Origin of the sequence: Stenotrophomonas sp. GD03877, from assembly GCF_029840555.1 — a bacterium.
Taxonomy (GTDB): Bacteria; Pseudomonadota; Gammaproteobacteria; order Xanthomonadales; family Xanthomonadaceae; genus Stenotrophomonas; species Stenotrophomonas geniculata.
Genome location: NZ_JAOCCT010000063.1, coordinates 1 through 12,508, shown reverse-complemented (window position 1 = coordinate 12,508; position 12,508 = coordinate 1). Strand labels below are relative to the sequence as shown.

General features: G+C 66.7%; 9 protein-coding genes. 3 read left to right on the top strand and 6 right to left on the bottom strand.

Translation table 11 applies throughout. From position 1 onward, the window contains the following. Positions 1 to 107 precede the first annotated feature (107 nt). The 3 genes from N5D20_RS24390 (at position 108) to mtnC (ending at position 2,098) form a co-directional block, all read left to right on the top strand. Positions 108 to 749 carry a methylthioribulose 1-phosphate dehydratase gene (locus N5D20_RS24390; protein ID WP_197579972.1) on the top strand — a complete coding sequence of 214 codons (642 nt, stop codon included), beginning with the start codon at positions 108 to 110 and terminating at the stop codon, positions 747 to 749. A 92-nt stretch (positions 750 to 841) separates the two neighbouring features. Continuing rightward, positions 842 to 1,399 carry an acireductone dioxygenase gene (locus tag N5D20_RS24385; protein WP_049434983.1) on the top strand — a complete coding sequence of 186 codons (558 nt, stop codon included), beginning with the start codon at positions 842 to 844 and terminating at the stop codon, positions 1,397 to 1,399. A gap of 3 nt (positions 1,400 to 1,402) precedes the next feature. After that, on the top strand, positions 1,403 to 2,098 hold the full coding sequence (gene mtnC / locus N5D20_RS24380; protein ID WP_197579970.1) for an acireductone synthase: 696 nt from the start codon (positions 1,403 to 1,405) through the stop codon (positions 2,096 to 2,098). Positions 2,099 to 2,227: 129 nt separating this feature from the next. On the opposite strand, the gene N5D20_RS24375 is transcribed toward mtnC, so the two are convergent. The 6 genes from N5D20_RS24375 to N5D20_RS24350 all read right to left on the bottom strand — a co-directional run bounded on the left by N5D20_RS24375 (position 2,228) and on the right by N5D20_RS24350 (position 12,148). Then, the gene (locus N5D20_RS24375) at positions 2,228 to 4,846 is read right to left on the bottom strand and encodes a glycoside hydrolase family 2 protein (protein WP_197579968.1); all 2,619 of its coding nucleotides are present in this window, start codon (positions 4,844 to 4,846) and stop codon (positions 2,228 to 2,230) included. Between the two features lie 90 nt (positions 4,847 to 4,936). Next, positions 4,937 to 6,163, bottom strand: a complete 1,227-nt coding sequence (locus N5D20_RS24370) for an AGE family epimerase/isomerase (protein ID WP_197579966.1) — start codon at positions 6,161 to 6,163, stop codon at positions 4,937 to 4,939. Further along, positions 6,160 to 7,155, bottom strand: coding sequence for a carbohydrate kinase (locus N5D20_RS24365; RefSeq protein WP_197579964.1), 996 nt, complete (start codon positions 7,153 to 7,155; stop codon positions 6,160 to 6,162). The genes N5D20_RS24370 and N5D20_RS24365 overlap by 4 nt, the downstream gene beginning before the upstream one ends. Positions 7,156 to 7,162: 7 nt before the next feature. Next, positions 7,163 to 8,476: an L-fucose:H+ symporter permease gene (fucP, locus tag N5D20_RS24360; protein ID WP_049434978.1), complete on the bottom strand. Its 1,314-nt coding sequence runs from the start codon at positions 8,474 to 8,476 to the stop codon at positions 7,163 to 7,165. A gap of 60 nt (positions 8,477 to 8,536) precedes the next feature. Then, entirely contained in the window at positions 8,537 to 9,586 is a 1,050-nt protein-coding gene (locus N5D20_RS24355) for a LacI family DNA-binding transcriptional regulator (RefSeq protein WP_087922403.1), read from the bottom strand. Positions 9,587 to 9,682: 96 nt separating this feature from the next. Further along, complete coding sequence (locus N5D20_RS24350; protein ID WP_197579962.1) at positions 9,683 to 12,148, bottom strand: GH92 family glycosyl hydrolase; 2,466 nt, start codon at positions 12,146 to 12,148, stop codon at positions 9,683 to 9,685. Positions 12,149 to 12,508: the final 360 nt, after the last annotated feature.

The window sequence follows — 12,508 nt, the reverse complement described above, 5'->3', positions numbered from 1 at the left end:
ACGGCCCACCCGCCCCGCCACCTCCATGAACCGCTTTCCGTGACCAACCAACCACCTCTCAGCCACGAGGGGCTCAGCCGTTGGCCGAATCCAGTAAAATCGCCGGCATGAACGCCCCCACCTTCCCGTACGACACCGCGCGCCTGAGCGAACTGGCCCAGCTGCTGATCGACAACGTCCGCGAGCTGGCCCAGGCCGGCTGGACCCCGGCCACCAGCAGCAACTTCTCCCACCGCCTGGACGACCGCCACGCCGCGATCACCGTCTCGGGCAAGGACAAGGGCCGCCTGATCGAGGACGACATCATGGTGGTGGACTTCGACGGCCTGGCCGTCGGCCGCCCGCTGCGTCCGTCCGCCGAAACCCTGCTGCACACCCAGCTGTACCGCCGCTTCCCGGAGATCGGCTGCGTGCTGCACACCCATTCGCCGGTGCAGACCATCGCTTCGCGCCTGTACGCGCCGCAGGGCCATATCCGCCTGGAAGGCTACGAGCTGCTGAAGGCCTTCGCCGGCAACAGCACCCACGAGATGGCCATCGACGTACCAGTGTTCGCCAACACCCAGGACATGAACGTGCTTTCAAAGCAGGTCGATGACCTGCTCGACCGGCAGAACCTGTGGGGCTACCTGATCGATGGCCACGGCCTGTATGCCTGGGGTCGCGACATGGCCGAGGCGCGCCGCCACCTGGAAGCGTTCGAGTTCCTGTTCCACTGCGAGCTCGAGCTGCGCAAGCTGCGCGGCTGAACCGGCGCGCAGGTGCAGATGCCGATCCGGAATCTGCGCCTCGCCCCCACCCTGCTACCCTGTCTTCCCCCCGAGACGTTCAAGCTGCCGCCATGAGCCGACTGCGCATCTACGACGACACCCGCCCCGAATCGCCGCTGCTGGACACCCAGGACGGCGCGCTCATCGCTGCCGAACTGCAGAAGATCGGCGTCACCTTCGAACGCTGGCAGGCCACCGCACCGGTCGCGCCCGGTGCCAGCCAGGAGGAAGTGTTCGCGGCGTACCGCGCCGACATCGACCGCCTGGTCGCCGAGAACGGCTTCAAGAGCGTGGACGTGGCCTCGATCGCCCCGGACAACCCGAACCGTGCCGAGCTGCGCAAGAAGTTCCTCGACGAACACTTCCACAAGGAAGACGAGGTTCGCTTCTTTGTCGCCGGGTCCGGCCTGTTCACCCTGCACGTGGAAGACAAGGTCTACGAGATCGAGTGCGTGAAGGATGACCTGATCGCCGTGCCCGATGGCACCACCCACTGGTTCGACATGGGTGATGAGCCGAGCTTCGTGGCGATCCGCTTCTTCACCGAGCCGGATGGCTGGGTCGGTCACTTCACCGGCACAGACATCGCGCAGAAATTCCCCCGTTACGTACCTACCCAGGCGTCCTGATCCATGCAGCCCCGCGTCATCCTGACCGACATCGAAGGCACCACCAGCAGCATCTCGTTTGTCAAGAACGTGCTGTTCCCCTATGCCCGCAAGGCCTTGCCCGCGTTCGTCACCGAACACGGCCAGCAGCCGGAGGTCCGCCGCTGGCTGGATGCGGTGGCTACCGAGATCGGCGGTGCCTGCCAGGACAGCCTGGTGGCCGAGACGCTGCAGGGCTGGATCGACCAGGACCGCAAGCACACCGCACTGAAGGCGCTGCAGGGCCTGATCTGGGACGAGGGCTACCGTCGCGGCGATTACACCGCGCACTTCTACCCGGAAGTGGCGCCGGCGCTGAAGGGCTGGCAGGCCTCCGGCCTGCCGCTGTACGTGTACTCCTCCGGCTCGGTACCGGCGCAGAAGCTGTTCTTCGGCTTCAGCGACGCCGGTGACCTCAGCCCGCTGGTGTCGGGCTGGTTCGACACCGAAATCGGCGGCAAGCGTGAGGCCGACAGCTACCGCCGAATCGTGCAGGCCATTGGCGTTCCGGCCGGCGAGATCCTGTTCCTGTCGGATGTGGTGGAGGAACTGGACGCCGCCCGCGAAGCTGGACTGCAGACCCGCCTGATCGACCGCCTGGACGATTACCCGCTGCCGCGCACCGGCCAGGCCGCCAACGGCCACGAGCGGGTCGAGAATTTCCAGCAGATTCAACTTTAAAAAAGAAAGGTGTGCGGACCAACGGTCCGCACCTACCCGGCTCCGCTTCTGGTAGTTGCCAACCTTGGTTGGCATACCACCGATGTGTCAACCAAGGTTGACACCTACCAGAACATGGTTCACCTGCCCTCAACGATCGTTGAGGGTTTTTACCTTCAACGCTTCTCGCAGCGTCGTCAGATCCACTGGACCGCGCACGGCGATATCGCGGGTTTCGCCGGGCAGCAGGTCCAGCAGGTTGTCTTCGACCTGCACATCCAACGCACCGAAATCAATCCACGCCGCGCGCACGTAAGCCGCGCTTTCCAGCCGCAGTCGATAGTGGTCGCCTTCGATGGACAACGTAGCCTTGAGCTTCTGCCGCGGCAACACCTGGTCCTTGGCTTCGACGAATCCGACCACCTGCCGCGCGCTCACCGCCCCATTCTGCAGCAGCTCGAATACTGCCACCGTGCGCTTCGGGTCGGCACCGGCCAGCAACTCGGCATCGCGGAAGTCTCCGATCAAGGTGACACCTTCTGCTGCCAACGCGACCGCTTCCTCACGGCGGCGCAGCACCTTGCCCTCCACGTCCATCACCCGCAGCCGCCAACGCGCATCCTGCGCGGTGCCATCATTGATCAGGCGCACCCGCGTGCTGCCCTCGTCACGCAACGCCGCCACCGTCACCGGCGCGAAGAAGCGCCGCGCAGCGAAATGCAGTGCCTTCCAGCGACCGAAATAGTCCACGCTGGACCAGGAAGCACCCGGCCAGACGTCGTTGAGCTGCCAGTACAGCGAGCCCATCGTGTACGGTCGCGAGGCACGATGATGCAGCGCGGCCAGGGCGATGCCGTCGGCCTGCATCACCTGGCTGAGGTAGACGAAGTCCTCGAAGTCCTTCGCCGTGCCGTAACCCAGTTCGATGTAGTGCAGCAGGCGGCTGTTGCCCTCGCCCGCCATGAACTTCTGGTGCGCGCGAATCACTGGGCTGTCGATGCGCTGCTCGGCGCGTGTGGCGATCTGGTCCACCGTCGCCACCGAAGGCCACGCCTGCAGCCCGTACTCGGACATGAAGCGCGGCGTCTCACGCAGGTAGGCCTGCACCGGCAGCGCCGGATTGCCCCAGACCTGCCAGTAGTGCTTGTCGCCGCGAGTGGAATCGTTGGCTTTCTCATCCAGGTCGTTGCTGGGCGAGCTGGACCAGTACGGCACGCCCAACCCCTCCTCACCTACTACCTGGCGCAGGTCATTGCCGAACAGGTCGACATAGCCCTGCCACACCTTCGCTGCAAATGCCGGGTCGGCCGCCTTCAGGTCGCGACCATGGCCCCAGTCCTTCCAGGCGGTTTCTTCCTCGTTGTTGCCACACCACAGTACGATGCTGGGGTGGTGCCGCAGGCGCCGCACGTTGTCGCGCGCCTCGGCCACCACGCTGGCACGGAAGGCCGGATCGTAGCCCGGCTGCATGCCACCGCCGAACATGAAGTCCTGCCAGACCAGCAGGCCCAGCTCGTCAGCGATGTCGAAGAAAACGTCGTCCTCGTAATAGCCGCCGCCCCAGTTGCGCAGCATGTTCATGTTGGCGTCGCGCGCGGCCGTCAGCACCTGGCGCAATCGCGCGGCATCGACGCGCGCGGGGAAGGCATCGAACGGAATCACGTTCGCGCCCTTGGCGAAGATCGGCACGCCATTGATGACGAAAGCGAAGCCCTGCCCGCCCTTGCCGTCTTCCTCGCGGCGAAGTTCAACCGTGCGCAGGCCGATGCGCTGCTCGCGTGCCAGTTCCGGCGCGCCACCGTCGCCCAGGCGGGCCTGCACCGTGTAGCGGTCCTGCGCACCGTGGCCTACTGGCCACCAGCGCCGCGGATCGGCCAGTTCAACCGGAACCTCGATGCTGTTCTGGCCGGGCTTCAGCAGCACCGTGCGCTTCACCAGGGCCACGCTGCGACCCTGCGGATCGCGCACATCCACATTGACCACCGCAGAACCGGCGGCATTCCCCTGCTCCACCTGCAGCAGCACCGCCAACTTCGCCTGCTCCGCGCTCAATGCATCGGTGCGCACAGCAAGATCGGTCAATCGATGCGTATCCCAGGCCTGCAGATCGACACCGCGCCAGACGCCGGCAGTGACATAGCGCGGGCCCCAGTCCCAACCAAAGTGGTAGGCCGGCTTGCGCGCGAAGTTGCCGACCATCGCGTCTTTGGGCTCGTCGCCATAGGGCGAAGGATAGTTGCCGGCGATCTTGTGCGGCATCGCCTGTACGCCCGGAAGCAGCGTGCGGATCGGCGAACGGAACACGATCTGCAGTTCATTGCCGTTCGCGCGCAGGCGTCCTTCCACGCGTGCACGCCAGCTGCGGTGTGCGTTGTCCGCGCGCAGCAGCGGCTTGCCGTTGAGCTCGACCTCGGCGTAGGTATCCAGCCCGTCGAAGCGCAGTTCGGCATTGGGCTTGGCCAGCGTCGCGGCATCCACGTCGAAGCGGGCGCGGTACTCCCAGTCCGCCAGGCCGATCCACTGCAGCTCGGCCTCCGGCGCGCCAACGTAGGGATCGCGGATCAGCGCGTGGGCCAGCAGGTCGGTGTGCACGCTGCCGGGCACCTGGGCCGCACGCCACTGCTGTAGACCGGGATGGGCCGCGCCCTGCGCGTCGCCAGGCAGCATTCGGAACTCCCACTGCGCCTGCAGCGGGGCCGCCAGTGCAGGGAACGCAGAGGCTGCGATCAGCAGCAGTAGCAGGCGGACAACGAGGGGAAGGCGATGCACGGGATGCTCCTGTTTTTCCGCCGGGCATGGCCCCGCGCTACCTGCAAGTCCAGTTCACGGCAGTGCCGGGCCATGCCCGGCGTACCAACCTCAACGCACCACGTTCAGCACTTCGTAGCACGCGCCCATGGTGTGGTAATCCACCTTGCCGGCCGGGCTCTTCTCGTCGCTGTACTTGCGGTTGTCGGCATCGAGGATGCGGAACCAGGCGCCGTACTGGTGGTCGACGAAGTGTTCCCACGAGTACGCCCAGATGCGCTCGTACCACTGCCAGTAGCGCTCATCACCAGTTCGCTGAGCCATCAGCGCCGCGGTAGCCAGCGTTTCGGCCTGCACCCAGAAGTACTTGTCGTCGTCGCAGACGAAGCTGTCGCCACCGATCGGGGCGCCCTCCATGCCCGGCTGCCGGCGCGATTCCGGCGCGAAGCCGTAGTAGAGGCCACCACGCACCTCATCCCAGCTGCGGGCCACGGCCACATCGAACAGATGCTGGGCGGTCGGCACCAGCCAGTCGGCCTGCACGTGGCGATCGAGGATCAGCAGAAGCTTGGCCCACTCGGTCTGATGCCCCGGCTGGAAGCCCCATGGGCGGAACAGGTGCTTGGGATCGTCCAGGTTGTAGTCCCAGTCGATCTCCCAGTTGGAATCGTAGTGCTCCCAGACCAGACCACCAGCCTTGGCGGCCTGGCGGCGGGTCATGTTGTCGGCCAGTTGCAGCGCGCGTTCCACGTAGCGCTGCTCGCCACTGGCCTCGAACGCCGACAGCATCGCCTCGCACATGTGCATGTTGGCGTTCTGGCCGCGGTAGCCGGTGAAGTTCCACTGGCCATCGGCCTCGTCCTTGTACAGGCCGTGCTGCGGCTCCCAGAAGCGCGCTTCCAGAAGCTGCCAAGTCTCGTCCATCCATGCGCGGGCCTGCTCGACACCGGCCTTCAGCGCACAGCTGTAGGCCAACAGCACGAAGGCCACGCCATAGCAGTGGTTCATGTCGTCCTCGACCTTGCCGTCGCGCAGGGTCCAAGCATAGCCACCGGTAACCGGATTGCGATGCACCTCGCGCAGGTAGCGCACGCCGTGCTCGACTGCATCGCGGTATTCGGCATTGCCGAATTCGCGGTAGGCCATCGCGTAGTTGAAGACGAAGCGCGTGCTGCTCACCAGGTGGCGGTGGCTGGCATCGTAGATGCTGCCGTCGTCACGGAAGTAGTGGAAGAAGCCGCCGTTCGGATCGATGCAGCGCGGATGGTAGAACGCCATCGTATCGGCGATGTGCGCGCGCAGGAACGCGGGCGAACGGAAATCGGGCGAGGTGCTCATGCAGTAATGTCCTGTGCCTGCAGCAGCTGCTGCACTTCATCGAGCGAGGGCATCGCGGCGAACGCGCCCTTGCGGGTAACAGCCAGTGCGCCGACCGCAGCGCCGAAGCGCAGCGTGGCGGTGATCGCCTCCGGGTCCTGGCAGAACGCGGCAAAGCCTGCGCCCGCCCCGCCACGCTCCAGCAGTCCGACCAGCACGCCACCGACAAAGGCATCGCCAGCGGCCGTGGTATCGACGGTGGCTACGCGGAAGCTGGTGACCGTGCCGTGGTTGTCGCGGGTGTACCAATGCAGCGTCGCTGCACCATCGGTGACGATCACCCAACGCGCCTGCGCGGCCAGCAGGCGTCGCAGCACCGCCGCATCGCCATCGGCGCCCAGCGGCGCGGCCAGGTAGTCCAGCTCCTCGCGCGACAGTTTCACCAGATCAGCGCGCTCCAGCGCCTGCCACAAGCGTGGCGTCGGGTCCTCGCTGGCCGGCCACAGGGCAGGACGCAGGTTGAGGTCCAGGCTGACCACCGCACCGGCAGCACGCGCACGATCCATGCCGGCGAAGGTCGCCCCGGCGATGGACGGCTCGGTCAGGCTGTTGGAGCAGACGTGGAAGCACTGCGCACTGTCGAAGCACCCGGCCTGGAAGTCGCTGTCACGGAACAGCAGGTCGGCCGCCGGCGGACGGTAGAAACTGAAACTGCGCTCGCCGCTGGCATCCAGCGCGACGAAGGCCAGCGCGGTCTTCGCCGCGTCGGTACGCACGATGTAATCCGTGCCTACGCCGTGTTCGACCAGGCTCTCGGCCAGGAAGTCACCGAACATGTCGCGGCCCAGCATGCCGACGAACTGGGTCTTGGCACCCAGCCGCGCTGCCGCCACCGCAACGTTGGCCGGCGCCCCGCCGGCGTACTGCAGGAACGCGCGCGGCGTGTCGGCCGAGGCCGGCGGCTGCGCTAGTAGATCGATCAAAATTTCGCCGAAGCAAACGATGGAACCCATTCCGGACTCAGCCTCCCTGCGTTGCGGAAGCCGGCGTACGTGCGCCGACCAGTCCGTAGAAAATGATGTAGCCGTAGCACAGCAGCGGCAGGATGAAGCTGGCCTGCACACCGATGTGGTCGGCCAGCACGCCCTGCAGGTACGGCACCACGGCACCGCCGACGATGGCCATGATCAGCAGGCTGGAGCCCTTGTTGGTCAGCGGGCCCAGGCGCTCGATGCTCAGCGCGAAGATGGTCGGGAACATGATCGAATTGAACAGGCCGATCGCCACCACCGAGTACAGCGCGATGTTGCCGGAGGTCAGCATCGTCGTGACCAGCAGTGCCACGTTGACCAGCGCGAAGATCGCCAGCAGGCGGCTGGGCGAGAAGCGCGCCAGCAGCGCCGAGCCGGCGAAGCGGCCGATCATTGCCATCGTCCAGTAGGCCGACACGTAGTGGGTGGCCTCCTGTTCGCTGAAGCCACCGATGTTCGGCATCGACAGGTAGTTGACCAGGAAGCTGCCGATTGATACTTCGGCACCGACGTAGAAGAAGATGCCCAGCACGCCCAGCAGCAGGTGGCGCTTGCGCAGCGCATCCAGGTAGCTGTGGTGATGGCCCTGGTCGGCCTGTTCAGTGGCGTCGCTCAGTGCCGGCAGGCGGAACAGGAACACGAACAGCGCCAGCAGTACCAGCGCTACCGCCAGGCCTACGTAGGGGCCCTGCACGGCCTGCGCCTCGGCGGCGCGGTAGGCCAGCTGTTCGGCAGCCGGCAGCGCGTTCAGTTCATCGGCGCTCTTGACCGTGTTGGACAGGATCAGCATGCCGCCGAAGATCGGGGCGATGGCCGTGCCCAGCGAGTTCAGTGCCTGCGCCAGGGTCAGGCGGCTGGAGCTGGTCTGCTCCGGGCCCAGCAGCGCGACGTAGGGGTTCGCAGCAACCTGCAGCACGGTGATGCCGGTGGCCAGCACGAACAGTGCGCCGAGGAAGGCGCCATACACGCGCAGCTCGGCCGCCGGCCAGAATCCCAGTGCGCCGATACCGGCGATCACCAGGCCGGCCACGATGCCCTTCTTGTAGCCCAGCGCCGCCACCAGGCGGCCAGCCGGCAGCGACATCAGGAAATAGGTGCCGAAGAAGGTGAACTGCACCAGCATCGCCTTGGCGTAGTTCAGCTCGAACACTGCCTTCAGGTGCGGGATCAGGATGTCATTGAGGCAGGTCAGGAAGCCCCACATGAAGAAGATCGTGGTGACCACGGCCAGCGCCTTGCCGTTGGTGACGGCGGGTGCGTTGCCCGAAGAACCCGATGGACGGGGCGTTGCGGAGATCGGCATGCGGTACGCGCCTCGATGCGCGGAAGGTCGTTGTTGCGTGGAAGGGGTATGTGGAAGGAATCAGTTCGGCCGTGCGGCACTGCTTTCGCGGATGCGCAACTGCACCGGCGCCACCGTGCGCCGTGGTGGCGCGTCCGGTTCGTCCAATCGTTGCAGCAGCAGCGCGGCCGCCTGCCGGCCTCGCTCGCGCGGATCGGCGGTGAGCGTGGTCAATGGCGGCACCGCGACCGATGCCTCGGAAATATCGTCGAAGCCGGTCACGGCAAAGTCACCGCCCGGACGAATGCCTCGCGAGTTCAGGCCCAGCATCAGGCCCAGCGCGACGGTGTCGTTGTAGCAGACCGCTGCACTCGGGCGATGGCCATCGGCAAACAGCTCATCGGTGCGCGCAGCGGCTTCCAGCCGGTTCGGCGCCGACTCGATCATCCAGCCCGGCGGCAGCGACAGGCCGGCCTCGGCCAGCGCCTGCTGGAACCCGGCACGCCGCTGGTGGCACGAGCTCGATGCGGCGTGGCCGCCGAAGAAGGCGATCTGGCGATGGCCGCGCTCGATCAGGTGGCGCGTCGCCAGATAGGCGCCGTGCTGGTTGTCCAGGGTCAGGAAGTCCCAGTCGGCCCCTTCCAGTTCGCGGTTGAACAGCAGCACGTTGGCATTGGCACCCAGCGCCTGCCGCAGCTGCGCGGTGTCGCTGCCTTCGGCTGGAGACAGGATAAGTCCGGCCGGGGTGTGCTCCATCAGCGTGGACAGCACCGCTTGTTGGCGCTCCGGCGATTCACCGGTACTGCCAAGCAGGGTCACGTAGCCGCGCCCGCCCAGCGCCTCGTCTACGCCGGACGCGAACTCGGCGAAGAACGGGTTGGACAGATCGTTGATCACCAGCGCGATGCTCGACGAGGTCCGCCGGCGCAGGTTGGCCGCCGCGCGGTTGTAGACATAGCGCTGGCGGCGCAGTTCGGCCTCGACCTTGGCGCGGGTATCGACGTTGACCAGTGGGCTGCCACGCAGCACCAGCGACACGGTTGCCCGTGACACGCCGATGGCACGCGCGATGTCGGTCACCGTCACCGCCTTGCCGGCGCGCTTGCTGGGACTGCTGCCGTTGTCGTTCATCGTCTTCCCGGACTCCGCTGGATGCTCAAGCCTAATGGATCAGGGCCCTGTCGTGCCGTGCCGTTCGCTGGGTGACCGCGAACGGCACAGTCCGTCTCAGCGCAGCTGGCTGCCCGGTGCCGCGCACCAGGACACCGGCAGGTCCTTCACCGCCGTGCCCCAGCCCTGCTCCGGCGCCTTCGCATCGAGCGCGAAGTGCAGGCGCGGGCCCTGCTGCAGGCGGTTCCAGTCCAGCCATACCGGTGCATGCGCCTGGCCGTCGACCTGCACGCCCTGCACATACTGCAGGCGGCGGCCATCGGCGCCCGGTGCGTCGATGCGCAGGGTCCGGCCGTTGCCCATGTCCACTTCCACCTTGCTGAAGCGCGGGGTGTGCAGCAGGAACTGGCCGCTGCCCGGCACCGCCGGATACACGCCGATGGCACTGAACAGGTACCAGGCCGACATCGTGCCGAGGTCATCGTTGCCGGTCACGCCGTTGGGCGCATTGGTGAACAACTGCTGCGCGGCACGCACCACGGCGGCGGTCTTCCACGGCTGGCCGATCAGGGTGTACAGCCACGGCGAGTGCAGGTCCGGTTCGTTGTTCGGGTTGTAGCGGAACTGGTTGTAGTAGCTGTACGGCCCGACCACCCACTCCTTGCGGGCAGCGTTGAGCGGGTCGGCCTGCAGCGCATCCATCGCGAAGAAGGCATCGAGGCGGCGGCCGGCCTGTTCGCGGCCGTCCATCGCTTCGACCAGGCCCGGCACGTCCTGCTGCGCCAGCCACTGGTACTGCCACGCGGTGCCCTCATGGAAGCCATGGTGCGAACGCGGGCTGTAGTGGCCATCGGCCGGCGTATACCACTGGCCATCCTCGGTACGCGGGCGCGGGAAACCGGTGAAGCCGGTCTCGGCGTCGCGCACCTGCGGGTCCCACACCTTGCGCCAGTTGCGTCCGCGCTCACGCAGCGTCGCCGCATCCTGGGCATGGCCCAGACCGTCGGCCATCTGCGAGAGCGCACAGTCGGCCAGCGCGTATTCCAGCGTGGCCGATCCGCCGTGATGCGGATCAACGTCCATGCCCTTGGACGGGAACGCGCGGTCGTAGACCACATAGCCCTTGTCCAGGTAGGTCGGGTTGCCCGAGCGGCCGGCCATGCGCGAGTTCAACGGCGGCGTGCCGAACGCATTGCGACGCAGCGCATCCCAGGCCTGCGATTCGCGCCCCTTGAGCGCGCCGAAGCGCCACAGGTCGACCATGAACGGCGTGACCGGATCGCCGGTCATGATGTTGGTCTCGAAGTTGGCATAGCCCCAGCGCGGCAGCCAACCGCCCTGTTCGTCGATCGCCAGCAGGGTACGGCCGATGTCACGCGCCACGTCCGGGCGGGTCAGCGCAAGCCACTGGTTCTGCGCCCTGTAGGTATCCCACAGCGAGAAGTACTCGTAGTAAGTCCAGCCGTCGGCACGGTGGATGCCATCGTCATAGCCGCGGTAGCGGCCATCGGCGTCGTTGCCGGTCATCGGCTGCAGCAGCGCGTGGTAGACCGCGCTGTAGAACACGGCGCGGTCGTCGGCGTTGCCACCCTGCACGCGCACCCGGCCCAGCTGCTCGCGCCACGACTGCTGGGACAGCGCGCGCATCCGATCGAAACCGAGCAGCGCCCCGCCCTGCATGCCCTCCGCGCGCAGGTTGGTGCGCGCGCCTTCGGCGTCCACGTGCGAGATCGCGCTGACCGCCGTCACCGACTGGCCCTTGGCCAGGTCGAAGCTGAGCCAGGCACCGTTCGGCTTCTGCTCGCCTTCCATGCTGTGGCGTGCGCCCGGCAGGCCACCGCCCTCGCCCCAGGTGCCATGCGCCTTGAACGGGCGGTCGAACTCGATGCGGAACCAGGTGGTGTACTGATGGCCGCCGCAGAAACTTTTGGTGACCAGCTTGCCTTCGACCACGCGGTCGCCGACGACGTCGACCACGCTGCCGATCACCGAATGGCGCTCGTTGGCCTGGCCGACATTGACCAGCACGTGGCCGTCGCCCTGGCGCTGGCTGAAGGTATAGCGCTCGGCGGCGGCACGGGTGCGCGCGGTGGCCTCGGCATCAATGCCGCCGTAGCTGGTCAGGCGCACCTTGTAGTAGCCGGCCTGACCGATCTCGCCGTCATGGGTGTAGTTCGATGCGTAGGCCTTGTGATCGAACTGCTTGGCGTTGCCGGTATCGAAATCACCGCCCGGACCGATGCTGCCGGTGACCGGCAGGATGGACACCTGCCCACCCTGCTCCCAGCAACCGGCGCCGGAGATGAAGGAGTGGCCGAAACCACGGATCTTCTCGTCGTCGTAACGCCAGCCCGAATAGTGGCTGCCGATCGGACTGACCTGGATCAGGCCGAACGGTGCCGACGCGCCCGGGAACGTATTGCCGTCGTCTTTGCTGCCGATGAAGGTGTTGACCTCACGCTCCAGTGCTGCCGGCGCGGCCTGCAGCAGCATCGGCATGGCCGAAAGCGCCAGCAGGCATGCCAGGCGCGTCAGCGGGCGCGAGGTCGATGGGACGGCGGGAGCGGACGGCACTGGACGCATGTCGGGTTCCTGTAGTCGATGACACGGAGGCAGACGGCCGGGGCAGTCCGGCGCCGTTCCGCTGAGCCCTGCCGTGACCGGCAGAGAGCTCCCCCTGGAATGACGCCCGACCCGTGCGACCGGGAATTTAGATCGATTCAAGTAGAGCATGCAGGTTCAGCCGAATGCATTCTGCGGCGCAGCATGAGAGGGGGGTGTTCGGCAGGGCTGCGCCCTGCACCTGCTCCGAGCTGGAGCAACAGCAACAGCAACAGCAGAAGCTGGTTTCCTGCGGGGAGTCGGGCTGGGTCCGGTTGCGGGGGACGCCGTAAACCCGTCCCTGGGGGCTTGGCCGCGGCATCCATGCCGCGGACACCCCGC